This is a genomic window from Neisseria sp. P0022.S009 (assembly GCF_051956675.1).
Taxonomy (GTDB): domain Bacteria; phylum Pseudomonadota; class Gammaproteobacteria; order Burkholderiales; family Neisseriaceae; genus Neisseria.
The window spans coordinates 118,979-145,257 of the sequence record NZ_JBQCXE010000005.1 but is presented as its reverse complement, the minus strand read 5'-3'; the positions used below and the strand labels follow the sequence as shown (position 1 = coordinate 145,257).

Genomic DNA, 26,279 nt, shown 5'->3' with positions numbered 1-26,279 from the left:
ACGAAACAAAGGCCGTCTGAAACATATTCAGACGGCCTTTGTCTTCAAGTTGCTCTACAGCCTGCTTTCATCCGGAGTATTGATGAGCGAGACTGCCTTGAATTTTATGAAGCTTATTTTTTCACTTTTTTAGCAGCTTTTTTTGCAGGAGCGGCTTTAGCAGCAGGCTCGGATGCGGCAGCTTCAGGAGCAACAGCCTCAGGCGCTGCTACCGGTTCAGAGGCAGCAGTCTCGGAAGCAGCTGATTCAGCGGTACGTTGATAGCCTTTGTCTTTCATGCAGGCATCAAACACAGCGCGGTCAGCATTTTCACCAGATGCCTGTTGGCATTGGGTCATTGCTTCTTCAACAGTGACGCGTGGCGCTGCCGCTTCTTCAGCAGGTTTGGAAGAAGAACAAGCTGCCAACATCAGGCTACCGGTTGCAAGAGCGATCAATAAAGTTTTCATAATTGTATATTCCTAAATTTTAATTTTATGGTTTACCGTTAAACGGGAGATACAGGCTGTCAACCAGCCCTGCACCTCAATATTGAGTACCCAATTCCAATTTAGTTTCATTTTAGCCTGTAAGTTTTTGATAAATTAATCCTATTGACGTTAAGACAAATGCTTAATACTCAATAAACTCAAAACCTTGCCGATCAATTTATTTTTCTTCTCTTAGACTCTAAAATATCAAAATCAGGCCAATCAAAGCTGTCGCCATCATTTGGGGAGTCCTTCGTTTTATGGCATAATGGACTACTTGACGGATTTTCCGTACCCCATTTTTTTCAAACCGCAGAATCGACACCATACTGCGGTTTGTCCATTTCAGAATCAGATTTTTTCAGACGGCCTTATTATGCAAGAGGCCGTCTGAACAGAAAGCCGCTATTATGAATCCTTTCTCTTCACTCGGTTTAGGCAGCGAATTGGTCTCTGCCCTGACTGATCAGGGTTATGAAAACCCGACGCCCATCCAAGCCGCAGCCATTCCTAAGGCGTTGGCCGGACACGACCTTTTAGCCGCCGCCCAAACCGGCACAGGAAAAACCGCCGCCTTTATGCTGCCCAGCCTCGAACGCCTGAAACGCTATGCCACATCCAGCACTTCCCCGGCCATGCACCCCGTCCGCATGCTGGTATTGACCCCGACCCGCGAACTGGCCGATCAAATCGACCAAAACGTACAGGCATACATTAAAAACCTTCCTTTGCGCCACACCGTCCTCTTCGGCGGCGTCAATATGGACAAACAAACTGCCGACTTGCGCGCCGGTTGCGAAATCGTTGTTGCTACGGTTGGCCGACTGCTCGACCACGTCAAACAAAAAAACATCAATTTAAACAAAGTTGAAATCGTCGTACTCGACGAAGCCGACCGTATGCTGGATATGGGTTTCATCGACGATATCCGCAAAATCATGCAGATGTTGCCCAAACAGCGACAAACCCTGCTTTTCTCCGCCACTTTCTCACCGCCTATCCGCAAGCTTGCACAAGATTTTATGCACACGCCTGAAATGGTCGAGGTGGCTGCGCAAAACACCACCAACGCCAATGTCGAGCAACACATCATTGCCGTTGATGCACTTAAAAAACGCAACCTGCTCGAACGCCTGATTGTTGATTTGCATATGAATCAAGTTATTGTTTTCTGCAAAACCAAACAAAGCGTCGATCAAGTTACCCGCGACCTCGTCCGCCGCCATATCGCCGCGCAATCCATCCACGGCGACAAATCCCAACAAAGCCGACTGGAAACCCTCAATGCCTTTAAAGAAGGCACATTACGCGTTTTAGTTGCCACTGACGTTGCCGCGCGCGGCCTGGATATTGCCGAGTTGCCTTTCGTCATCAACTACGAGTTGCCGACCCAACCCGAAGACTACGTCCACCGCATCGGCCGTACCGGCCGGGCTGGTGCTGACGGCGTTGCCATTTCCTTGATGGATAAAACCGAACAAAAAATGTTTGAAGCCATTAAAGAGCTGACCGGCAGCGATTTGAAAGTAGAACGCATCGAAGGCTTCGAGCCGCATTGGTGGGGCAACGGCAACCAAGATGAAACTGAAACACACCAGAATCAACACAACGACAGCCGCTCCCGCCGTGATGACAGAAACAAACGCAGCGAATATGCGAGCAAGTCGGACAAAAACTCGAAAAAAACAGAAGACAAAAATGACCCGGGTATTGCCTGCGGCAAAATTGCCGGCAGAACACGCCGCAGCCGTCACGAGCGTCAGCCTTGCGCCCTACTCCAACCTGGTTTTGGCGTAAAATAAACCACGCTGTTTTGTACTAAAAGGCCGTCTGAAATATATCTTTCAGACGGCCTTTTATTAAACCTAAAATAAAAAGGACGTGATGAACACGTCCTTTATTTATCCTTTTCAGACGGCCTTGGTTATTTAAGGCCGGCTGAAAATCGGTTTACCTTGTTACATTAAACATTCACGGTCTCTGCTACTTCGTTGTAGCTGTCGATTTCGTTGAAGTTCATGTAGCGGTAGATTTGATCGCCCTGTTCGTTGATGATGCCGATATTAGCTTGGTATTCTTCAACGGTCGGGATTTTACCCAGTTTGGAGCAAATCGCCGCCAACTCAGCCGAGCCGAGGTAAACGAAGGTGTTTTTACCCAAACGGTTCGGGAAGTTACGGGTGGAAGTAGACATTACAGTCGCACCTTCGTGTACTTGTGCTTGGTTACCCATACACAATGAGCAACCCGGCATTTCCATACGCGCGCCTGCACGGCCGAGTACGCCGTAGTGGCCTTCGTCGGACAACTCTTTCGCGTCCATTTTGGTCGGCGGTGCCATCCACAGGCGGACGGGGATGTCGGACTTGCCTTCCAAGAGTTTGGAAGCAGCGCGGAAGTGGCCGATGTTGGTCATGCACGAACCGATGAACACTTCGTCGATTTTAGTGCCGGAACGTTCGGACATGAAGCATACGTCGTCCGGATCGTTCGGGCAGGCGATAATCGGCTCTTTGATATCGTCCATGTTGATTTCAATCACGGCAGCGTATTCGGCATCTTTATCCGCTTCGAGCAGCTCAGGATTTGCCAACCATTTTTCCATGGCTTTGATGCGGCGTTCCAAAGTGCGCGGGTCTTGATAGCCATCGGCAATCATGTTTTTCATCAACACGATGTTGGATTTCATGTACTCGATAATCGGCTCTTTGTTGAGCTTCACGGTACAGCCGGCGGCGGAGCGTTCGGCAGATGCGTCGGTCAATTCAAAAGCTTGTTCCACTTTCAAATCAGGCAGGCCTTCAATTTCGAGGATACGGCCGGAGAAGATGTTTTTCTTACCGGCTTTGGCCACGGTCAGCAAACCTTGTTTAATCGCGTAAAGCGGAATGGCGTTCACCAAATCGCGCAGGGTTACACCTGGTTGCAGCTTGCCACTGAAGCGTACCAATACGGACTCAGGCATATCGAGCGGCATCACGCCGGTGGCAGCTGCGAAAGCAACCAAGCCGGAACCAGCAGGGAAGGAAATACCGATAGGGAAACGGGTGTGGCTGTCGCCGCCGGTGCCGACGGTATCGGGCAGCAGCAGACGGTTGAGCCATGAGTGAATCACGCCATCGCCCGGACGCAGGGATACACCGCCACGGGTAGAGATGAAAGCAGGCAATTCTTTATGTGTTCTCACATCAACAGGTTTTGGATAAGCGGCGGTGTGACAGAAAGACTGCATCACCATATCTGCTGAGAAGCCCAAGCAAGCCAGGTCTTTCAATTCGTCACGAGTCATCGGACCGGTGGTATCTTGTGAGCCGACAGTAGTCATGCGTGGTTCGCAGTAAGTACCCGGACGCACGCCTTTGCCTTCTGGCAAACCGCAGGCGCGGCCAACCATTTTTTGGGCCAAGGTGAAACCGGCTTTGCTTTCAGCAGGCGCTTGAGGCAGACGGAATTCGGTAGAAGCAGGCAGTTTCAGTGCTTCGCGTGCTTTGGCAGTCAGGCCGCGACCGATAATCAGGTTGATACGGCCACCTGCTTGCACTTCGTCCAGCAATACTTGGGATTTCAGGCTGAACTCGGCAACGGTTTCGCCGTTTTTCACGATTTTGCCTTCATAAGGCAGAATATCGACGACATCGCCCATTTTCAGTGCGGAAACATCGACTTCAATCGGCAGCGCACCTGAGTCTTCTTGAGTATTGAAGAAAATCGGTGCGATTTTGCCACCCAAGCATACGCCGCCGAAGCGTTTGTTCGGTACGAACGGGATGTCTTCGCCGGTATGCCAAATAACAGAGTTGGTCGCGGATTTGCGTGAAGAGCCGGTGCCGACCACGTCGCCGACATAGGCAACCGGATGACCTTTGGCTTTGAGTTCTTCCAACAATTTAATCGGACCGACTTCGCCCGGTTTGTCAGGCGTGATGCCGTCGCGCGGGTTTTTCAGCATGGCCAGCGCATGCAGCGGAATATCGGGGCGGCTCCATGCATCAGGTGCAGGAGAGAGGTCGTCTGTATTGGTTTCGCCGTCGACTTTAAAGACGGTAACAGTGATTTTTTCAGGAACTTTGGCACGAGAAGTAAACCATTCGGCATCTGCCCAAGATTGCAATACTTCTTGCGCGTATTTATTGCCTTTTTCGGCTTTTTCTTGAACATCGTGGAAAGAGTCGAACATCAGCAGAGTGTGTTTCAGACCATTTGCAGCGATAGGCGCAAGTTTGTCGTTGTCTAAGAGCTCGATTAAGGCGTGAATGTTGTAACCGCCGAGCATGGTACCCAGCAGTTCGGTCGCATATTCGGGGGAAATCAACGGGCTGGATGCGCTGCCTTCGGCAATGGCAGCCAAAAATGAAGCTTTGACTTTGGCGGCATCGTCCACACCGGGCGGTACGCGGTGAGCCAACAGCTCAACCAAGAATTCACCTTCGCCGGCAGGTGGATTTTTCAGCAGCTCAACCAAATCAGCAGTTTGCTGAGCAGTCAGAGGAAGGGCGGGAATACCAAGGGCAGCGCGCTCGGCGGCGGCTTTACGATAGGCTTCTAACATCTCTTTGTTCCTTTTTCTGTTTTTTCTTCTGGGCAGTTGCAAATGATTTGCAGTTAAAGATTGTAAACAATCCTTTTAAGCATCATAGACCAGTTTTCAAAAAATGGGAACAGTTATGTTACTGAATGTAATAAATTTAAACTATTTTATTTAATGTATTAATAGTCAAGCTTATCTCAAGCCGCCCTCTTCTACGCGTTTTAGCCAAACAGACGGGAAACTTCGACTGATTTTTTACGGTACGGCAAGATGATTTCAACGCGGAACAGGCCGTCTGATTGGATGCTTCTGATTTTCGCGTCGGTGTCATACATCAAAGTCAGGCGCTCTTTCAGGTTGCGTAAGGCCATAGAATTGCCTTTATGCGGCTTGGTATTTTCATTAGGTTCCGTTCCGCACGGATTCTCGATACTGATGAAAATAGAGGATTTTTCCAATTTTGTTAATACCGTAATTATCCCTGGGCGGTGGGTGGATTCGACACCATGAAAGACGGCATTTTCCAAAAGCGGCTGCAGCAGCAGATGCGGCGTTTCCGCATCGTCGGGCGCATGGTGTTGCCACATAACCTGTACGCGCATATGCCCCATGCGGATTTGCTCGATGGCAATATATTCCTGCGCCCATTCGATTTCCTGCCCCAAGGTGCTGTTTTGACTACCATCGCGCAGTTGTGCGCGGAACAGGTTGGCCAGATTCTCCAGCAAAGTTTCCGCATCATACGGACGCAGACGGATTAAGCTGATGGCGGCATTCAGGCTGTTAAACAAGAAATGCGGACGGATACGCGCCGTCAACGCGCTCAGCCTGGCTTCGGAAATGGAAGGCGCAAGGCTGTTGCGACGGGCGGCTTCGATGTACATGAAACTGAAACAAAAAAAAGTCAGCAAGAAGAAGTGTTGAATCAGCGGCCAAATCTCCGTCTTCAAAATCACTAGATCGACAAACAAGAAAATCAGCAGGTTGGAGACGTAGGAAACCACGACGCTGTACTGCGAGCGAAGCAGGGACGGCGCAAATGCCTGTAAGAAATAGACCTTGAGTAAAATTAAAAGGATGACGGGGCAAGCCCATGAAAAATGTTGGAAAATCTGCTCCGGATAAGGCACGCCTGATACCGTCATCAACGGAAAGATAAACAAACTGATTAACAAAACAATGAGCAGGCGCACCAGAGTTGCGGAATTGCGCAAATCCGGCACTGCGAAATTCTGGTTTATTTGACGTATAATAGACATGATTTCAACCGTTTTCTTTCATAATGTATAGACGGGTCTGCTATATTGAAGACGTAGACCCTGTTTTTTATTTATATTTTAAGGATGCTGATATGAGCAAGGACAAAACCTGGTCAGGCCGTTTTAACGAACCTGTTTCCGAGCTGGTCAAAAAATATACCGGCTCGATTGATTTTGACAAACGGCTGGCAGAATGGGACATCCAAGGCTCGCTGGCACACGCGCAAATGCTGACACAGTCGGGCGTTTTGAGCGAAGACGACCTCTCCGCCATCCGTCAGGGTATGGCCGAGATTATAGCAGAAATCAAGAAAGGAACGATTTCCTGGTCGCTGGATTTGGAAGATGTCCACATGAACATCGAACGCCGCCTCACCGACAAAATCGGCGATGCCGGCAAACGCCTGCACACCGGCCGCAGCCGCAACGACCAAGTCGCTACCGACATCCGCCTGTGGCTGCGCGATCAAATTACCGTTATTCAAAGCCTGATTCAAAACCTTCAGACGGCCTTGGTTGATTTGGCGGAACAAAACGCCGAAACTGTCATGCCCGGCTTTACCCATCTGCAAGTTGCCCAGCCGGTCAGCTTCGGGCATCACATGCTCGCCTACGTTGAAATGCTCGGCCGCGATTTTGAGCGCATGGCCGACTGTCGCAAACGCGTCAACCGTATGCCACTCGGCGCCGCCGCACTGGCCGGTACCACCTACCCGATTCAGCGCGAAATTACCGCCGAGCTGTTGGGTTTCGAACAAATCTGCCAAAACTCGCTCGATGCCGTATCTGACCGCGATTTTGCCATTGAGTTCACCGCCGCCGCCTCGCTGATTATGGTTCACCTGAGCCGTCTGTCTGAAGAATTGATTTTGTGGATGAGCCCGCGTTTCGGCTTTATCGATATTGCCGACCGTTTCTGCACCGGCTCGTCCATCATGCCGCAAAAGAAAAACCCCGACGTGCCCGAACTCGTGCGCGGCAAATCCGGTCGCGTGATTGGCCACCTGATCGGCCTGGTTACCCTGATGAAATCGCAACCTTTGGCATACAACAAAGACAATCAGGAAGACAAAGAGCCTTTGTTTGACACTGCCGACACGCTTATCGACACCCTGCGCATTTACGCCGACATGATGCGCGGCGTGACCGTCAAACCCGACAATATGCGCGCCGCCGTCATGCAGGGTTTTGCAACGGCTACCGACTTGGCGGATTACTTGGTGAAAAAAGGCATGCCTTTCCGCGACAGCCACGAAGTCGTTGCCCAAGCCGTGCGCCATGCTGATGAAGCTGGCGTTGATTTGAGCGAATTGCCGCTCGAAGTCCTGCAAGGTTTCAGCGGCTTGATTGCCGACGATGTGTACACTGTGCTGACACCCGAAGGCAGCTTAAACGCGCGCAACCACTTGGGCGGCACCGCGCCTGAACAAGTCCGTTTCCAGGTGAAACGCTGGCGTGAATTGTTGGCTTAAACCCATCTAAACACATAATAAAAGGCCGTCTGAAAATTTTCAGACGGCCTTTTGATTACCTGTGTTACACTCAATCTCACAATAAAAACAGATAAAACCTAAACTTACCTTCAAACGAGAAAACACGCCTCCTGACTTTGCCGCCGTCTTCAAAAAAGGAGCGAGGATGAAAAACATTGTCTTAAAATTGGCTATGATCTGCCTATTCAGCGGATGCTATGCCGTATTCGTTGCCTGGGAAAATGGAGGATTCAGCCAGCTCCATGATTTCCAAGCAATAGAGCGCAATGGCATGAGCGCATACCTTCATCAAACCTCCGCCGCCACCATGCAAGCTGAAAAAAACGAGCTGTCGATTTTGCAAAACAACCAAAACAGCTTGGCCTCTTGCGTCGGCATTGAATCTTTATGCGAACACGCCAAGCCGGGCATCTGGGTTGAGCATGCCAAATTCTTACAACACAAGGACACGGGCAAATTATTGGTACTTTCGTTGGACTATTTGGAAAACAATGACACCGCAAAAACCCTACACAACCGCTATTCTGCATCGCTCCTACCCCAAGCAGACAGAACGGAAGCGTGGCATTACGCCTGGCGTACATTTTTGAGCTCAATAATGTTTCTAATGGTCGTCAATCTGACGCCAATGATTTTTGCCCTATTCGAAGAAAAGACAAGCGCAGCATAAAAACATGCCGTCTGAACACATTTTCAGACGGCATGTTTCATTACTAAAGCTTAACGCGGATGAACCATATCGGCAGGAACAACCAATTCGTCAAACTCTTCGCCTGTCAACAAGCCCAATTCGATGGCGGTTTCGCGCAACGATTTGTCGTTTTTGTAGGCGGTTTTGGCGACTTTCGCGGCGTTTTCGTAGCCGATTTTACGGTTTAACGCAGTAACCAGCATCAGGGAATGGTGCAGGAAATAGTCGATTTTTTCCGGTACAGGTTCGATGCCGACGGCGCAGTTTTCGTTGAAGCTGTTGCACGCATCGCCCAGCAGGCGGATGGATTGCAAGAGGTTGTAAGCGATAACGGGCATATAGACGTTCAGCTCGAAATTGCCCGATGCGCCCGCCATGCCGATGGTAACGTCGTTGCCGAACACTTGGCAGCACACCATGGTCATCGCTTCGCATTGGGTCGGGTTGACTTTGCCCGGCATGATGGACGAACCCGGCTCGTTTTCGGGGATTTTGATTTCACCCAAACCGCAACGCGGACCGCTTGCCAGCCAGCGGATGTCGTTGGCGATTTTGTTCAGGCTTGCCGCCAGCGTTTTTAATGCGCCCGAAGCGGCAACGGCGGCATCGCGTCCGCCCAGGGCTTCAAATTTGTTCGGCGCGCTGACAAACGGCAGGCCGGACAGTTCGGCAAGTTTGGCGGCGGCTTTTTCGGCGTATTCGGGATGGCTGTTCAAACCCGTGCCGACCGCCGTGCCGCCCAAAGCGAGTTCGTACAAACCTTTGAGCGCATCGTTCAGACGGCCTAAGCCGTGGTCAAGCTGGGAAACGTAGCCGGAAAATTCTTGTCCCAAAGTCAGCGGCGTTGCGTCCTGCAAATGGGTGCGGCCGATTTTGACGATGGGGGCAAATTCTTTGGCTTTTTTATCCAATGTGTCGCGCAGGGCTTGGATAGCGGGAATGAGGTGGCGGTTGATTTCAATCGCGGCAGCAACGTGGATGGCGGTTGGGAACGCATCATTAGTCGATTGCGCGTGGTTCACATGGTCGTTGGGATGGACGGGCTGATACGCCGCCAAACCCGTACCGGCGATTTCGTTGGCGCGGTTCGCCAGCACTTCGTTCATGTTCATATTGGACTGCGTGCCGGAGCCGGTCTGCCACACTACCAATGGGAACTGCCCGTCGAGCTTGCCGTTCAACACATCATCCGCCGCCTGCGTAATCAAATCCGCCTGTTCGGGCTTAATCCTGCCGAGGGAAACATTGGTGGCAGCTGCGGCTTTTTTCACCAGCGCCAAAGCATAAATCAACGGCTGCGGCAGGGTTTCGCCGCCGATTTTGAAATTGTTGCGGCTGCGCTGGGTCTGCGCGCCCCAATAGGCTTCGGACGGGACTTCGACATTGCCCATGGTGTCGTGTTCGGTACGGGTACTCATGCGTTTCTCCTATATTTAAACAGAAATAATAATGATTCGTAAATTTATTATACCCAGCAAAAGGCCGTCTGAAAAGAGAGAGGTTTTCAGACGGCCTTTTGCTTTATTAACCTGAAATACTAATAGAAGATAAAACCCGATTTCGGAGCAAATACAACCTGCGCCGCCGCTCCCCTCTTATAAAAATTTTCCTCCTTGCCGATTTGTGTTCTACGCTAGGTATTTATCGACAATAAATACCTTATCGTTTCTTTACTTTGTTTCTCTCCAAGAGCATAATGAATAAAAATGATTATCAGGAGATAGAGATGAAACGAAAACATTTGGTTTACCTGTTAATGAGCAGTTTTGCCGCTGCAAACGGCTTTGCCGAAACCTTGGCAGACCCCGATGAAATCCAGCCTGTCAAAACCTTTTCCCCTCCCAAACCGATTGCTCCGACCGCCGCACAAGGCTATTTCCCCGAAAACCAATTCGACCGCACCGACCGCAGCGATCATTACTTTGTTACCGAAAACATAGACCAAGCCTTCCGTCCGCTGAAAGCAAACAGCGGTTTTTACGGCAAAAGCTTTTACAATTCCATTACCGCGCAAGCGCGCGGGGCGAAAGTGTACGGCGTGGTCAACCTCAATCACACCAAGGCCAACGGCTATAAAGACGGCGACGGCAATCAAACAGATTGGAAATACAGCCGTTTTAATCAAGCTTTGGTACTCGGTTTCGTGCCGTCTGAAAACCAGGAATACCGCCTCACCTATCTACACGATGACATCAACAACGACCGCCAACCGCAGTTCGTCAATGACGCATTGGATACCGAACGCCACATCGCCAAACTCAACGCGCGTTGGGGCAATGCCGATTTGAGCAATACGGTCAGCGCGGAAGCAGGCATCATCAAACTCAAACGCCATGCCGACAACTACTCCCTACGCCCAAACAACACGCCGCAGCAAATGTTTGTAGAACTTGACCGCAAAGTGTACGACTTCTCGCTCAAACACGACGCGGACTTCGGCAAATTCCACAACAACGCCGTCGTCAGCTACCGTAACGACAGTCAAAACGGCGAGCGCAACGCCCACACCGCCATGCGCGATTTCCTCAACGGCTACCGTTTCGCCGATGTACACCTCGACCGCTGGCGCATCGCCGATACCCTGTCTTACAAGTTCAACGACCAACACAAACTGGGCTTGGGCTTAAGCTACGAAATCAACGAAGCGGACGTTCGCAAAAATACGGCGCAGCCTGCCCATCCGATGAACCGCAACCTTGCCTTCGCTTCATCGCAACAAATCTGGAAAACCCATTACGGCTACGACTTCAACGGCAAAGTTCGCCGCCATGCCTTCTCCGGTGAACTCAAATACGATTTCACGCCGTCTGAAACGCAAAAATACAGCGTTTCCCTTGCTCACTTAGAACGAATCGGCGACAACACCGAACGCTTCAACTCGCTTGCCGCCATCGTGCAAAACCGCATGAACGGCGCGCTGATAAACCAAAACCCAGCCGCCGCCATCGCAGGCAATCCCCTACTGGAAACCGAAAAACACAACCGCATCAAGCTCACCGCCGACAGTCGCAACGACTACTACAACGGCTACATGAACTCGCTCGCAGGCGCAGGCTGGAACGTGGGCGGCACGCTTGTGGCAGATAAAGTCAAAGACTTGATTATTTTTGACCGCGCACACGGACAAAGCGGCACAGCTTCCAAAGGCGGCGGCATCATCACACGCAACGTGGACGCACGCTTGTTTACCGCGCAGGCCTACGCGCGTTACAACTTCAATCCGCATTGGGCAGCAGGCATCAAAGCCACCTACAACTACGGACACAATGAAACCGACGGCAGGCCGCTCTATCAAATCCGTCCGTTTGAAGCCGCCGTCCAAGCCGACTACAAAAACTACTTTGCCCACGGCAGCTACAACATCGGCGCCGCAACACGCTTTGTCGCCAAACAAACGCGCGGCGATTTTGACGCGGCAAGCGGTCTGGGCATAGACAAACGCGAAGCCGCCAAAGGCTTTACCGTTGCCGACGTGTACGCAGGCGTAAACATCAAAGACAAATACGGCTTACGCCTGGGCGTGAACAACGTGTTCAACAAAAAATACGCCGAACACATCAGCGGCGACCACGTCCTCGCCCTGTCCCCCAGTGTCGTGTATGCACCGGGCAGGACATATTGGTTGAGTTTGCACGCGGCTTTTTAAAATCAGGCCGTCTGAAAGAATGCCTACACTGGCTTATTAAGAATTAGGAGATAAAAAATGGATATGAAAAGACGCGATTTCTTAAAAATGACCGCCGCACTGGCAGCCGCAGGCGTTTCGCCTTCATTGTTGGCAGCCGGTAAAGAACAATTTACCGTGTACGGCGCACCGGCGATGCCCAGCGTTACCATCGCCGTAGCGGCGTTGCAAGGCAAGCTGGCGAAGCAGGCAGATGTATCGCTAAAAATTTGGCGTTCGCCCGACCAACTGCGCGCGGGCGTAGCAAGCGGACAATTTAAAGTTATGATGAGCCCGAGCAATGTCGGCGTAAACCTGCGCAACCAAGGGCAGAAAGTCGGCATGGTGAATATTTTGACCAACGGCATCACGCAGCTGATGTGCAAAGGCAGTGCGATTGCCTCGCCTCATGATTTGGTCGGCAAAAAAATCCTTGTGCCGTTTAAAAACGACATGCCCGACATCGTGCTGCAAGCCTTGTTGAAAAAACTGAAAATCGACGCGCACAAAGTCGGCATCACCTACACCGCTACGCCGCCCGAAGCAGTCGGACTGTTTTTGAGCAAGGACTACCACGCCGCCATCCTGCCTGAACCGATGGCAACCGCCAGCCTGCTTAAAGGCAAAACCATGGGCGTAAACGTCGTGCGCGGATTTGACTTGGTGAAAGCATGGGGACAAGCGTTTGACACCAAACCGCTGATTCCGATGGCGGGCATCATCGCCAACGAAGAATATTTCCACGCACACAAAGCGCAGTTCGACATCTTCCATCAGGATTTGAAAAACGCGCTCAACTGGATACTAGCCAACCGCCAAAGCGCCGCGAAAATCGGCAAAAACTACCTACCCGCCCCCGAACCCGCTCTAGTCATGGGCTTGGACGGCGCACGTCTGACGGTAACCAAAGGCAGCGAAGTGAAGAACGAGATTTTGAAGTTTTACGAAATCCTGATGCAGTTCAATCCGAAACTTCTGGGCGGCAAGTTGCCGGATAACGGGTTCTTCTTGGCTTAAAATGAAAGAAAGGCCGTCTGAAAGTGTAGAATAGTTGTGAGTATTCAATCTTCTATTTTTCAGACGGCCTCAGAGCATTATCCGCTGTGTAGGTTAAATCAAATCCCCAAATCCCAGCCTACAAGCTGTAAGTAAATTTATATGCTTATATATGTGCTAAAAGGAGATGTAATGACACGATTAAAACTTCAAACTGAAATTTTGTGGCAGGTACAACTCCAAAACACTATCTTCGGCGGAGTTTCTCCCACTTTAGACCCATTTGATGCGAGCACACTTTATATTGCAGATGGATTTGGCAGCTCCTACACCTCAATGCGCCTGCACCGACTAGACCTTACCACGGGTAATCAAACTGCAAATATACTGCTAAGAAATGCTGTGCGTTGTATGCATTTTAGTGCCGATGGGCAGTACATTTTTGCCGTAACCGATAACAAAATTTACCGTCTATGTAGGCATTCTCTGCAAATTTTAGAAAAATATGAAAAAGGTGTGCCCAAATACTCTGACTTCATAGCATCAAATGAGCGTAACACTCTTATTTTATCAAACCGCTTAGGTGGTAGTGTTGTCGCCTTTAACTACGTACAAGGCAGCATAAATAGAAAAAAGCTAAAGGACAGAGGGTGTCGGCTGCTGCGACATGAACACGATGACCGCTATCTTATTACAACTCCCGTACGTGGTAGCGTACAACGATATGACGTAGCAAAAGGTAAAATTGAGACACTCTTTGAGGTAGGTACTTTCAATGCCTCGCTACTAGATAAAAAAGGAAATTGGTATTTCCACCCGGCTGTTTACGTTCCTGCTAAGAATTATGACAACCATGGAACAGGCGAGCAAATGCTCCTCTCAAATAAAATTTTAATGTTGGGTACTGATGGGACTCAGAAAGAGTGGGATACAGGAGTTCAATTTAAAGAAATCCGCCTTAGTACAGATGAAAAATCACTATTTTTACTAAATACAAACAGCATTTTGAAATTTGTGCTGAGCGAAGAAAAAATAGTTAGCGAAATCATTTTGAATGAGCGGCTAGAAGCTTTTTTTGAAAAGCAAAATTTAATCTTATGCAGCGAAAAAGAAACGAGTCAACAAAGGCTGATTGCTAGACAGATTTTAAAAACTTAAAAACAGAACAATGTTTTTCCTGTTTTACTATCTTTTTTCTCAGAAATGAAATACTAAATACCCAGCCTCTCCTGTTTCAGACGGCCTTCCCTTTCCAAAACATAACAACAAACCAATATTCAAACCATGATTAAAACCGACAAAATCCGCAAACCGCAGCCTGCGGTGTTTTACATCATCGACTACCTTTGGAGCGGCTTTGCCGGTCTGAGTGTGGCGATGGTGGTGGTGGCGTTGTGGGCGTGGGGCAGTGCCGTGTTCGGTGAGTTTATGCTGCCTGCGCCGGTGGAGGTGTTTCAAAAGTCGTTTGATTTATTGAAACATTTTCAGGAAAACGAAATCGGGATTTCGCTGTGGCGGTCGGTGGTGGGCATTTCGGTTGCGCTGGCGGCGGGATTGGCGGCGGGGCTGGTGGCGGGCAGTTTTAAGACGGCGATGGCGTTGCTCAAGCCTGTGATTACGATTTTGTTGGCGATGCCGCCGATTATTTGGGTGGTGATGGCGTTATTTTGGTTCGGTTTCGGCAATCCGAGCGTGCTGTTTACCATCATTGTGTTGGTTGCGCCGCTGACGTTTGCGAGTGCGGCGGTCGGGATGGCGAGCGTGAACAAGCAGCATGAGGAGTTGTTTGACGCTTATAAATTAGGCCGTCTGAAAAAAATCCGTTATCTGTATATCCCGCATCTGACGGGCTATGTGATTTCCAGCATCGGCGTGGCGGTGGCGATGGGGGTGAAGGTGGTGATTATGGCGGAACTCTTGGGCGCGAGCGAAGGCGTGGGCGCGCGGATTGCGGACGCGAGGGCGATGCTGGAGACTTCGACGGTGATGGCTTATGTGGTGTTGGTTATTGTGTTTGTGTCGCTGTTTGAATACCTGATTACCAAGCCTTTGGAAATTTTGTTTATGCCGTGGAGAAGATGATGCTCTGCCTTGAAAACGTGCGTTTTGAAATTCTCCGCGACCCCATCGTGCGCGATTTCAGTTTGAACCTGCAACATGGCGAAGTGAAGGCCTTGTTCGGGCCGAGCGGCTGCGGCAAGACGACGGTTTTGCGGCTGATTGCGGGCTTGGAAACGCCGAAATCGGGCACGATACGCAATACTTTTCGCAAAACGGGTTTTCTGTTTCAGGAAAACCGCCTGCCTGAAAACCTGACCGCGATGCAGAATATCGCGATTTTTATGGACAAACCCGATGAAGGCGAAATCATCGCTCTGGCGGCGAAAGTCGGGCTGACTGCGGGCGATTTGAACAAATATCCGACCGAGTTGTCCGGCGGTATGGCGAAACGGGTGGCGTTTTTGCGCCTGCTGCTGTGCGGCTGCGACCTTGCCTTGCTGGACGAGCCGTTTGTCGGTTTGGACCGCGATTTGCGCGATATTTTGGTTGCCATGCTGGTGGAAAAAATCGAGCGACAGGGCATGGCGTGTATGCTGGTCACGCACGACCGCTTCGAAGCCGCGCGCCTGAGCCATGAAATCATGCTGCTTTCCGCTAAGGGCATGAACGTGCAAAACGTGATTACCCTGCCCTCGCCGCTGTCCGAACGCGATTCGGCTTTTGAAGAAGCCGTGGTGGCAAGGGAGTTTCAGGGGATTCGTTATTATGAATGATACGGGCATTTGAGTATCTGACGAACCTTGCGGTTCGTTTCCCTAACCCTCTCCCACGGGGCGAGGGCCAGGGAGAGGGTAAGCAAGCCGCAGGCTTGCCTCTTTAGCGAAAGATACGAATCTGTTATCCGAACGCGATTCGGTTTTTGAAAAAGCCGTGGTGCCAAGGAGGCAGGGGATTCATTATGAGGTGCTTTATGTTTTCGACTGTGATTACTGCTGCTGTTTTATATATTGCTACAGCAGTAGATTTGTTGGTAATACTATTAATATTTTTTGCTAGAGCAAATACTAGAAAAGAATATCGAGATATTTATATCGGACAATATTTAGGTTCTGTAATTTTAATATTAGTTAGTTTATTTCTAGCTTTTGTTTTGAATTATGTTCCGGAAAAATGGGTGTTGGGTTTATTAGGTTTAATACCGATTTACTTAGGTATTAAAGTTGCTATTTACGACGATTGTGAGGGCGAAAAAAGAGCTAAAAAAGAATTGGATGAAAAAGGGTTGTCAAAATTAGTCGGTATTGTTGCTTTGGTTACAGTTGCTAGTTGTGGTGCAGATAATATTGGACTTTTTGTTCCTTACTTTGTGACTTTAGATCTTGTCGACTTATTAGTTACTCTTCTTGTATTTTTAATATTGATTTTTGTTTTAGTATATACAGCACAAAGATTGGCTAATATTTCAGGTGTTGGTGAAATTATAGAGAAGTTTAGTCGTTGGATAATGGCTGTTATTTATATTGGTTTAGGGTTATTTATTATTATTGAAAATAATACGATTCGAACAATAATATCAATAATATGAATGATACGGGCATTTGAGTATCTGACAAACCTTGCGGCTTGCCTCTTTGGCAAAAGATACAGCCCTGTCCGCCCAATAAATCCATATCCGAAAGCATCTTCATGCAGAATCAAGCCAAGCCATGAATAAATTTTTCACCCACCCTATGCGGCCGTTTTTCGTCGGCGCGGCGGTACTTGCCATACTCGGCGCGTTGGTGTTTTTCATCAGCCCTAGTGCCGTCATTTTGCACCGCCAAATCTTCTTAGAACTCATGCTGCCTGCGGCATATGGTGGTTTTTTGACTGCCGCCATGCTCGAATGGACGGGCTATCAAGGCCGTCTGAAACCTGTCGCTACTTTGATGGCGGCATTGTTGCTTGCCGCATCCACCATACTTCCCTTTTCGCCGCAAACTGCCTCGTTTTTCGTTGCCGCCTATTGGCTGGTGTTGCTGCTGTTTTGCGCCTGGCTGATTTGGCTCGACCGCAACACTGACAACTTCGCCCTCTTAATGCTGCTTGCCGCGTTTACCGTTTTTCAGACGGCCTATGCCGCAACTGGCGATTTAAACCTGTTGCGTGCGCAAGTGCATCTGAACATGGCGGCGGTGATGTTCGTATCCGTGCGCGTCAGCGTCCTCTTGGGTGCGGAAGCTCTTAAAGAATGCCGTCTGAAAGACCCTGTTTTTATTCCAAATATCGTTTATAAAAACATCGCCATTACTTTCCTGTTGCTGCACGCCGCCGCCGAACTTTGGCTGCCTGCGCAAACCGCCGGCTTTACCGCGCTTGCCGTCGGCTTCATCCTGCTTGCCAAACTGCGCGAACTGCACCATCACGAACTCCTGCGCAAACACTACGTCCGCACCTATTACCTGCTCCAACTCTTTGCCGCCGCAGGCTATCTGTGGACAGGCGCGGCGAAACTGCAAAATCTGCCTTCCTCCGCTCCCCTGCACCTGATTACCCTCGGCGGCATGATGGGCGGCGTGATGATGGTGTGGCTGACCGCCGGACTGTGGCATAGCGGCTTTACCAAACTCGACTACCCCAAGCTCTGCCGCATTGCCGTTCCCCTGCTCTTTATGGCCGCCGTCTCGCGTGCTTTCTTGATGAACTTAAACCCGATATTCTTCATCACCGTCCCTGCGATTCTGACCGCCGCCGTATTCGTACTGTATCTTTTCACGTTTGTACCGATATTTCGGGATAATGCATTTACGGATGATCCGGAATAAAACAAAAGGCCGTCTGAAAGTTTCAGACGGCCTTGGCATTTAACTAAATGCTTTATTTGTTGGCGTTCAAATAAAGATTAATCAGACGTGTAGTCGAGCTGTCGTGTTTTTGCACTTCAGTCTCGCCGTTCAATTCGGCAAGAATGGTTTTTGCCAATTGTTTGCCGAGTTCTACGCCCCATTGGTCAAAGCTGTTGATGCCCCAAATAATGCCTTGAACGAAGGTTTTGTGTTCGTACATGGCAATCAGGCTGCCCATATTGCGCGGGTTGATTTTGTCCATGAGGATGAGGTTGGTCGGGCGGTTGCCTGAGAAGGTTTTGTGCGGAACCAGCTCTTCGATGCGCTCTGCTTCCATGCCTTGGGCTTTGAGTTCGGCGCGGACTTCGTCTGTGGTTTTGCCGCGCATAAAGGCTTCGGCTTGGGCAAAAACGTTGGCCAACAGGATTTCGTGATGGCCTTGCAAATTGCTGCGTTTTTCAAGGGAGGCAATCAGGTCAATCGGCGTGATGTGCGTACCTTGGTGCAGCAGTTGGAAAAATGCGTGCTGGCCGTTGATACCGGTTTCGCCCCAAATAATCGGGGAAGTTTCGTAGCCGACCGGTTTGCCGTCAAGGGTCACTTGTTTGCCGTTGCTCTCCATGTCGAGCTGCTGGATGAATTTGGGCAGGCGGTGGAGATGTTGGTCGTAAGGGGCGATGACGTGGCTGCCGCCGCCGTAGTAGTTGATGTACCAGATGCCGATGAGGGCGAGGATGACGGGCATGTTGCGCTCGAGCGGCGTATTGATGAAGTGTTGGTCCATCAGGTGCGCGCCGTTGAGCATTTCGATGAAGTTCTCTTCGCCGAGGTACAACATAATCGGCAGGCCGATGGCTGACCAGAGGCTGTAACGGCCGCCGACCCAGTCCCAAAATTCAAACATATTGGCGGTATCGATACCGAATTCGGCAACGGCTTTTTGGTTGGTCGATACGGCAACGAAGTGTTTGGCCACCGCGCTTTCATCGCCTGCATGATCCAAGAACCATTTACGCGCGGTCAGGGCGTTGGTCAGGGTTTCTTGGGTGGTGAAGGTTTTGGAGGCGATGATGAAGAGGGTGGTCTCGGGGTGGACCTTGGACAATACGTCGCGCAGTTGGGAGCCGTCCACATTGGAGACGAAGTGCATGTTCAAACGCGGATGGCCGAATTGTTTGAGCGCGGTACACATCATCAGCGGACCGAGGTCGGAGCCGCCGATACCGATGTTGACGACGTCGGTGATGACTTGGTTGGTATAGCCCAACCAGCTGCCGCTGCGGACTTCGTGTGCAAATTCGCCCATGCGTTGCAGGACATGGTTGACTTTAGGCATCACATCTTCGCCGTCTACGACGATGGGGGCATTGGTGCGGTTACGCAGGGCAATGTGGAGAACGGCGCGGTTTTCTGTTGTATTAATTTTTTCGCCGTGGAACATTTGTTGCATCCGCTCCGGCACGCCTGCTTCACGCGCCAGCTCGAACAACAGTGCCATGGTTTCGTCGTTGATGCGATTTTTGGAATAATCCAGCGTCAGGCCTCCGACTTGCAGCCAGTAACGCTCGGCACGTTCGGGATCTTGCTCGAACATTTCGCGCATGTGTTGTTCTTTGGTTTCGTCAAAATGTATCCATAATTTTGACCAAGCCGGTAAATCGTGAAGGTGTTTCATCGGATGCTCTCCTGGATAGTGGACAGTTTTGTTGAGAAAACGGCCGTGAGGTCGTCTGAAACGGGAACGGGATGGTTTCCGTTTTTTGAGGTTTCAGACGGCCTGGATATGGGACGAGGCCGTCTGAAAATGTCAGTGAAGAATCAATCTTTATCGTATTCGATGTGTTTGTTGTGTATGCTTTTTTTACTTTTTTGCAGTTGCGTGCTGGCGGTATCGCCCAAGCGTAAGGCCAAGCCGATGGCAAGAATGTCGATAACGGCCAATTGCAGAAGGCGGGACACCATAGGCGTATAAAGCTCGGCATTTTCCTGAGTGGCGATGCTCAATACACAGTCGGCCATTTGGGCCAACGGCGAATCATTGCGGGTCAGCGCAATAACGGATGCGCCGTTTTCTTTGGCGATACTGGCCGCATCCAACAATTCGATAGATGAGCCGGTATTGGAAATCGCCACCAATACATCCTGCTCGGTCAATACGGAAGCCGCCATCAGCTGGGTATGCGTATCGACATAGGCAACGGTGGACATACCGAAGCGGAAAAATTTGTGTTGCGCGTCTTGGGCTACGATGCCGGAGTTGCCGACACCATAAAACTCAACGCGTCGCGCGTGCATCAGAATGGCAATCGCGTTTTCCAGCTCGGATTCTTTCAGGAAGCGGCGCTCGCCCAAGAGGGAGGCCGCGGCATTGCCCAATACTTTTTCGACCACGCTGCCCATGTTGTCATCGGCGTTTAATTCTTCATGAACGTAAGGCATGCCTTCGTGGCCGATGCTGGCAGACAAAGCAAGTTTGAACTCAGGCAAGCCTTTGTAACCCAGACTGCGGCAGAAACGGATTACTGTCGGCTGACTGACGGACGCACGCTCGGCGATTTCCGCCACAGCGGCATGAACGAACCATTTCGGCTCGGCCAGCGCAGATTCGGCAACTTTGCGTTCTGCGCCGGAGAGGTTGGACAATGATTCGCTGATTTTGCTTAACATATACTCTACCCTTTGATTTTTTGACGTTCAGGACAAGGGTTTCTCCACCCCTGCCCTGCACCGCCGTTTGTGTGTTTAAACGTTATTTAAATGATTGTCTAATGCCGCCGCTGCGCCGACGATGCCCGGAAACTCGCTCAATACGACATACACGGGAATAGCGGCAAGGTAAGCCTCAAAGCGGCCTTTATTTTCAAAGCGGCTGCGGAACGGGGACGTTTTAAAGTAATCCAACACGCGCGGGATAATGCCGCCGCACAAATACACGCCGCCGCGCGCACCCAATGACAAAGCCAAATTGGAAGCGACCGTGCCCAACATGGCGCAGAAAATATCCAAAGTCTGACGGCAAATCGGCGATGTTCCGCTCAATGCCTTATCGGTAATTTCAGACGGCTTCAGACGGTATTGTTTGATGTTGTCGCGCTTGGCCAATGCCTCGTAAATCAGGCTCAAACCCGCGCCGCTCAAGAAACGCTCGGCAGAAACATGGCCGTATTTGTTTTTAGCGTATTGCCAAATCAACACTTCCATATCGTCAAACGGCGGAAAGCTGGTATGGCCGCCCTCGCCTGACAAAGCCACCCAGCCTGCGGCGCTGTGCACCAAACCGCTGACACCCAAACCTGTACCCGGGCCGATGACGGCTTTAGGCGCAAATTCGATGGGTTTTTGCCCGCCGATTTGTACCAGGTCTTTCTTTTCGGTTTTGGTCACAGCCAAAGCTTGGGCGGTAAAGTCGTTCAACAGAATCAAGGTTTCCAAACCCAAAGCCTGACGGGTGGTCTCGATGGAAAACGCCCAATGGTGGTTGGTCATTTGCACCCAGTCGCCCAAAATTGGATTGGCAATCGCAAAGGCAGCGTGCAAAACTTTCGGACTGCCGGCACGTTCCAAATAAGTTTTGGCGGCATCGACGATGGTGTCGTAATCCTTGCAAGGCAAGACTTCAGCCTTTTCAATGACCTGTGGTGCAGTTTCAAGTGCAAAACGGGCATTCGTACCGCCAATATCGGCGACCAAACGAGGATAAGCTTCAGTGTGCATAGTAGACATGGCAGTTAATTCCTTGATGATTGAGAATCAGGCTGGTCGGATATTCGGTATCGGCCCTTGCGGCAGCTTTATCAAATACTGCTTTTTTCTCTGCGCCTTGAATGGCCAAAAACACATTCGGCGTTTTGGCAATCACACCCAAAGTCATGCTCACGCGCTCATGCGGCGCGGTAACCGGCGTGGTATGAATCAATGTCGGGTCATCGGCTTCATTGATTGCGGCCTGTAATTGAGGCGCTTGAGGGAACAACGACGCCGTATGTCCGTCTGAACCCATGCCCAACACCAGCACGTCAGGTTGTTTGTAATGTTTCAATGCGTAAGCAACGACAACTTCAGGTTGTAATTCAGTTTCAGATTTTCCGTCTTCAACAACCGGAATCCATGTAGCAACGGCCGCGTTATTTTTGAGCAGATATTCGCGCACCAGGCCCGTATTGCTGTCGGCATGCGTGGTCGGGACAATACGCTCGTCCACCAAAGTAATGCCGATGTTTTGCCAATTTAAATCTTTTTGCGACAAAGCCTCGAAAAACGCAATCGGCGAACGACCGCCGGAAACGGCCAAAACCGCATGGTCTTTCTCATTCAACGCGGTTTGCAATGCGGCGGCAACGGCATCGGCCAAAGCTTGCGCGGCAGTTGCAGCGTTTTCTTGTTCGTGCCAAACAAACATGTTTCGTCCTTTCATGGTTTCAGACGGCCTTTTGTTGGAAAACAAGGCCGTCTGAAAGAAATATTATTGCTCTTCGTGCCACTTGTTGCCGTCGCGCGCCAACAGCGCGCGCGCAGCTTCTGGGCCCCAAGAATGGGCTTCATAAGCATGCGGAGGCGTTGTATTGTTCGCCCAGTTTTCCAAAATCGGCATTACATATTCCCAAGCGGCTTCGAGTTCGTCGCGGCGGTTGAACAAAGCGAGTTTGCCGTTAATCACATCCAGCAGCAGACGCTCATAAGCCTCGGCGCGACGGCCTTCTACGGCTTTGCCCAAATCCACACCCAAAGACGTTACTTCCACTTTATTGCCTGCACCCGGGGTTTTCACTTGCGTGTAAAGGCGGACAGATTCGGTCGGTTGTAGCTCAATAACCAAACGATTCGGCGCGGCTTGGCTGTTTTCAAAAATATGGTTTTGCAACGGACGGAAGTTCAACACGATTTCCGCCACTTTGCCTGCCATACGTTTGCCGGTACGCAGGTAGAAAGGTACGCCTTTCCAACGTTCGTTTTCGATTTCGGCTTTAATGGCGACATAGGTTTCAGTGAAACTGTCTTTCGGTACATCGACTTCTTCCAGATAGCCGTTCATGCCGTTTGACGCAACATATTGGCCGCGAATAACATTTTCATTGACGGATTCGATGGTCAGCGGTTTCAAAGCCTTGATGACTTTCACTTTTTCATCGCGCACGGCATCGGCATCCAAGCTGGCGGGCGCTTCCATGGCGGTCATACAAAGCATTTGCATCAAGTGATTTTGCACCATATCGCGCAATGCGCCGGTAATGTCGTAGAACTCGCCGCGCTCTTCCACGCCCAACTGCTCGGCAATGGTCAGCTGTACGCTTTCAATGTATTTGTTGTTCCACAAAGGCTCGAACATCACATTGGCAAAACGCAGGGCCAGCAGGTTTTGCAGGCTTTCTTTACCCAAATAATGGTCGATACGGTAGATTTGTTCTTCTTTGAAATAACGGGCCACATCTGTATTGATTTGTTGGGAAGAAGCCAAGTCTGTACCCAACGGTTTTTCCAAAACCACGCGCACGTTATCGGCATTCAAACCGATTTCGGCAAGGTTTTCACAGGCTTGTGCAAAGAACTTCGGCGCAGTTGAGAGGTAGATCACGACATTCTCAGTATTCTTGCGCGCTTTTACCAAGTCGCCCAAAGCAATGAAGTCATCTTTCTTTGTCACATCGACTTTTAAATACTCGAGACGTTGGATAAACGATGCCCACGCTTCTTCTGAGAAGTTTTGTTTGACATGGATTTTAGAATTCGTTTCCACTTTGGCCAAAAAGCCGGCGGTATCCAATTCGCTGCGGCTTACGCCTAAAATACGACCTTCGGGATGAAGCAAACCGGCTACATGCGCCTGATACAGGCAAGGCAAAAGTTTACGCATTGCCAAATCGCCGGTCGCGCCAAACAACACCAAATCAAAATTTGTCTGTGTACTCATTGTTTCATCTCTCGTTGAGGAAGCTTGCTTCAAAACTTTTGGACTGTCGTCATCTATAAAAATCGATTAGAATCAAAAGCCTTTAAGCAATAAGCAGTAAAAAACCAATCGCCTGCACCAAAATTTCAAACAAGCGGGCTAATGAGTAGTAATACTACACATGGCTACACATTTTGTCTATTCTCATTTTTACAAATTGTTTGATTTAACATAAAAGTTTGATGACTTTTACAGCCCATCGTTTTACGAATTGACCATACCTCGATTTAAATCAAATTTCTTACATTTAGCAAATTATTTTGTAACAAAATTACAGATTTTGTACTATAATATGCGGACGCTTCGAAGAGAAATCTTCAAATATTCAGACGGCCCTTATTATTTATTCCCACAGCTCAAGGCCGTCTGAAACATACCCAATACAAAAATCAGAAACGCGCAAACAAAATCCCTATCATATCGTTTAGCCAGGAGACCGCACATGAACCCCACTCCTATTCACCCGAAACTCGCCGAAATTACCGAGCGCATCATCGAGCGCAGCCGCCCGACGCGTGAAAAATATCTGGCGAAAATCCGCAGCGCCAAACAGATGGGACGCTTAGAGCGCAACCAGCTCGGCTGCAGCAACTTGGCACACGGCTACGCTTCCATGCCTAAAAGCATCAAAATCGAAATGCTTCAGGAAACCGTTCCCAACTTAGGCATCATCACCGCCTACAACGACATGGTTTCCGCACACCAGCCGTTTAAAGACTTCCCCGACCAAATTAAAGACGAAGCGCAGAAAAACGGTGCAACCGCCCAAGTCGCCGGCGGCACGCCCGCCATGTGCGACGGCATCACGCAAGGCTACGCCGGCATGGAATTGTCGCTGTTTTCCCGTGACGTGATTGCCATGAGTACCGCCATCGGTCTGTCGCACCAAATGTTTGACGGCGGCCTGTTTATGGGTGTATGCGACAAAATCGTACCGGGTTTGATGATTGGTGCGTTGTCGTTTGGCCATATCCCAGGCATCTTCGTTCCGGCAGGCCCGATGTCCAGCGGTATCGGCAATAAAGAAAAAGCCCGTACCCGCCAGCTTTTTGCCGAAGGCAAAGTCGGCCGTGATGCCCTGCTTGAAAGCGAAATGGGTTCTTACCACAGCCCGGGTACTTGTACCTTCTACGGCACCGCCAACTCCAACCAAATGATGATGGAAATGATGGGCGTACACCTGCCCGCCGCCGCCTTCGTCCATCCTTACACCGACCTGCGAGAAGCCCTGACCCGCTACGCTGCCGGACACCTCGCGCGCGGCATTAAAAACGGCACCATCAAACCCTTGGGCGAAATGTTGACCGAAAAATCGTTCATCAACGCCCTGATCGGCCTAATGGCAACCGGCGGCTCGACCAACCACACCATGCACCTCGTCGCCATGGCGCGCGCCGCAGGCGTGATTTTGAACTGGGACGACTTCGACGAAATTTCCTCCATCATCCCGCTGCTCATCCGCGTGTACCCCAACGGCAAAGCCGACGTGAACCACTTTACCGCAGCAGGCGGCCTGCCTTTCGTTATCCGCGAATTGCTGGACGCAGGCCTGTTGCACGACGATGTCGATACCGTCGTCGGACACGGTATGCGCCACTACACCAAAGAGCCTTTCCTCATCGACGGCAAACTCGAATGGCGCGAAGCCCCCGAAACCAGCGGCAACGACGACATCCTGCGCAAAGCCGACAACCCGTTCTCCCCGGACGGCGGCCTGCGCCTGATGAAAGGCAACATCGGTCGCGGCGTGATTAAAGTGTCCGCCGTGCGCGAAGGCTGCCGCATCATCGAAGCGCCCGCCATCGTGTTCAACGACCAACGCGAAGTATTGGCTGCGTTTGAACGCGGCGAATTGGAACGCGATTTCGTCTGCGTCGTTCGCTATCAAGGCCCGCGCGCCAACGGTATGCCCGAATTGCACAAACTGACCCCGCCTTTGGGCATTCTGCAAGACCGCGGCTTCAAAGTGGCGCTGCTGACCGACGGCCGCATGTCCGGCGCATCCGGCAAAGTGCCTGCGTCCATCCACATGACGCCCGAAGCCCTGATGGGCGGCAATATCGCCAAAATCCGTACCGGCGACCTGATCCGCTTCGACTCCGTTACCGGCGAACTCAACGTCCTGATTGACGAAGCCGAATGGAACGCCCGCGAAGTCGAACACATCGACTTGAGCGCCAACCAACAAGGCTGCGGCCGCGAACTCTTCGCCAACTTCCGCAGCATGACCAGCAGCGCAGAAACCGGTGCCATGAGCTTCGGCGGCGAATTTGCCTGATGTCCGTTTCAGACGGCCTTTTAAAACAGAAGGTCGTCTGAAAAATTATTGAAGCTGTTTAAACGGATCAGACGCAGCGTGGGCTTTGCCCACGAATAAGCAACGTCTCCCATTTTTCAAAAAGGCC

Annotated in this window: 20 protein-coding genes; 11 read left to right on the top strand and 9 right to left on the bottom strand. The window is 50.6% G+C overall.

All coding sequences use genetic code 11. The features are described from left to right. Positions 1-113: 113 nt before the first annotated feature. Positions 114-449 carry a hypothetical protein gene (locus ACTHUG_RS08405; RefSeq protein WP_440385611.1) on the bottom strand — a complete coding sequence of 112 codons (336 nt, stop codon included), beginning with the start codon at positions 447-449 and terminating at the stop codon, positions 114-116. Between the two features lie 431 nt (positions 450-880). Between ACTHUG_RS08405 and ACTHUG_RS08400 the strand changes: the two genes are divergently transcribed. After that, on the top strand, positions 881-2,272 hold the full coding sequence (locus tag ACTHUG_RS08400) for a DEAD/DEAH box helicase (RefSeq protein WP_070849388.1): 1,392 nt from the start codon (positions 881-883) through the stop codon (positions 2,270-2,272). A gap of 161 nt (positions 2,273-2,433) precedes the next feature. Here the strand turns inward: ACTHUG_RS08400 and acnB are convergent, their stop codons facing one another. Further along, positions 2,434-5,019 carry a bifunctional aconitate hydratase 2/2-methylisocitrate dehydratase gene (gene acnB / locus ACTHUG_RS08395; RefSeq protein ID WP_036491670.1) on the bottom strand — a complete coding sequence of 862 codons (2,586 nt, stop codon included), beginning with the start codon at positions 5,017-5,019 and terminating at the stop codon, positions 2,434-2,436. 200 nt (positions 5,020-5,219) lie between these two features. After that, on the bottom strand, positions 5,220-6,257 hold the full coding sequence (locus ACTHUG_RS08390) for a sensor histidine kinase (RefSeq protein ID WP_440385610.1): 1,038 nt from the start codon (positions 6,255-6,257) through the stop codon (positions 5,220-5,222). A gap of 92 nt (positions 6,258-6,349) precedes the next feature. Between ACTHUG_RS08390 and argH the strand changes: the two genes are divergently transcribed. Continuing rightward, positions 6,350-7,729 (top strand): argininosuccinate lyase, encoded by a 1,380-nt coding sequence (gene argH, locus ACTHUG_RS08385; RefSeq protein WP_440385609.1) that lies wholly within the window; start codon positions 6,350-6,352, stop codon positions 7,727-7,729. Positions 7,730-7,895: 166 nt separating this feature from the next. Beyond that, on the top strand, positions 7,896-8,420 hold the full coding sequence (locus ACTHUG_RS08380; RefSeq protein WP_440385608.1) for a hypothetical protein: 525 nt from the start codon (positions 7,896-7,898) through the stop codon (positions 8,418-8,420). Positions 8,421-8,470: 50 nt separating this feature from the next. Here ACTHUG_RS08380 and fumC read toward each other — a convergent pair whose 3' ends face one another. Beyond that, entirely contained in the window at positions 8,471-9,859 is a 1,389-nt protein-coding gene (gene fumC, locus ACTHUG_RS08375) for a class II fumarate hydratase (RefSeq protein ID WP_440385607.1), read from the bottom strand. Between the two features lie 308 nt (positions 9,860-10,167). On the opposite strand from fumC, the gene ACTHUG_RS08370 reads away from it, so the two are divergent. The 7 genes from ACTHUG_RS08370 to ACTHUG_RS08340 all read left to right on the top strand — a co-directional run bounded on the left by ACTHUG_RS08370 (position 10,168) and on the right by ACTHUG_RS08340 (position 17,906). Continuing rightward, positions 10,168-12,087 carry a TonB-dependent receptor gene (locus ACTHUG_RS08370; RefSeq protein WP_440385606.1) on the top strand — a complete coding sequence of 640 codons (1,920 nt, stop codon included), beginning with the start codon at positions 10,168-10,170 and terminating at the stop codon, positions 12,085-12,087. A gap of 57 nt (positions 12,088-12,144) precedes the next feature. Continuing rightward, positions 12,145-13,122 (top strand): ABC transporter substrate-binding protein, encoded by a 978-nt coding sequence (locus ACTHUG_RS08365; protein ID WP_440385605.1) that lies wholly within the window; start codon positions 12,145-12,147, stop codon positions 13,120-13,122. Between the two features lie 171 nt (positions 13,123-13,293). After that, positions 13,294-14,259 carry a YncE family protein gene (locus tag ACTHUG_RS08360; RefSeq protein ID WP_440385604.1) on the top strand — a complete coding sequence of 322 codons (966 nt, stop codon included), beginning with the start codon at positions 13,294-13,296 and terminating at the stop codon, positions 14,257-14,259. Positions 14,260-14,385: 126 nt separating this feature from the next. Beyond that, positions 14,386-15,183, top strand: coding sequence for an ABC transporter permease (locus ACTHUG_RS08355; protein WP_308887689.1), 798 nt, complete (start codon positions 14,386-14,388; stop codon positions 15,181-15,183). Further along, positions 15,183-15,875 (top strand): ATP-binding cassette domain-containing protein, encoded by a 693-nt coding sequence (locus tag ACTHUG_RS08350; RefSeq protein ID WP_440385850.1) that lies wholly within the window; start codon positions 15,183-15,185, stop codon positions 15,873-15,875. Before ACTHUG_RS08355 ends, ACTHUG_RS08350 begins: the two co-directional genes overlap by 1 nt. Before the next feature lie 197 nt (positions 15,876-16,072). Beyond that, on the top strand, positions 16,073-16,687 hold the full coding sequence (locus ACTHUG_RS08345; RefSeq protein ID WP_167435446.1) for a CadD family cadmium resistance transporter: 615 nt from the start codon (positions 16,073-16,075) through the stop codon (positions 16,685-16,687). 121 nt (positions 16,688-16,808) lie between these two features. Beyond that, complete coding sequence (locus tag ACTHUG_RS08340; RefSeq protein WP_440385603.1) at positions 16,809-17,906, top strand: NnrS family protein; 1,098 nt, start codon at positions 16,809-16,811, stop codon at positions 17,904-17,906. A 52-nt stretch (positions 17,907-17,958) separates the two neighbouring features. Here the strand turns inward: ACTHUG_RS08340 and pgi are convergent, their stop codons facing one another. The 5 genes from pgi to zwf form a co-directional block, all read right to left on the bottom strand. Next, entirely contained in the window at positions 17,959-19,602 is a 1,644-nt protein-coding gene (pgi, locus tag ACTHUG_RS08335; protein WP_440385602.1) for a glucose-6-phosphate isomerase, read from the bottom strand. Between the two features lie 143 nt (positions 19,603-19,745). Then, positions 19,746-20,594 (bottom strand): DNA-binding transcriptional regulator HexR, encoded by an 849-nt coding sequence (gene hexR / locus ACTHUG_RS08330; protein WP_003745745.1) that lies wholly within the window; start codon positions 20,592-20,594, stop codon positions 19,746-19,748. Between the two features lie 75 nt (positions 20,595-20,669). Continuing rightward, positions 20,670-21,650, bottom strand: a complete 981-nt coding sequence (locus tag ACTHUG_RS08325; RefSeq protein WP_440385601.1) for a glucokinase — start codon at positions 21,648-21,650, stop codon at positions 20,670-20,672. Next, on the bottom strand, positions 21,631-22,326 hold the full coding sequence (gene pgl, locus ACTHUG_RS08320; RefSeq protein ID WP_440385600.1) for a 6-phosphogluconolactonase: 696 nt from the start codon (positions 22,324-22,326) through the stop codon (positions 21,631-21,633). The genes ACTHUG_RS08325 and pgl overlap by 20 nt, the downstream gene beginning before the upstream one ends. A gap of 63 nt (positions 22,327-22,389) precedes the next feature. Beyond that, positions 22,390-23,835 (bottom strand): glucose-6-phosphate dehydrogenase, encoded by a 1,446-nt coding sequence (zwf, locus tag ACTHUG_RS08315; protein ID WP_440385599.1) that lies wholly within the window; start codon positions 23,833-23,835, stop codon positions 22,390-22,392. Between the two features lie 481 nt (positions 23,836-24,316). Here zwf and edd point away from each other — a divergent pair, with 481 nt between their 5' ends. Then, the gene (gene edd / locus ACTHUG_RS08310) at positions 24,317-26,152 is read left to right on the top strand and encodes a phosphogluconate dehydratase (protein ID WP_003745735.1); all 1,836 of its coding nucleotides are present in this window, start codon (positions 24,317-24,319) and stop codon (positions 26,150-26,152) included. Positions 26,153-26,279: the final 127 nt, after the last annotated feature.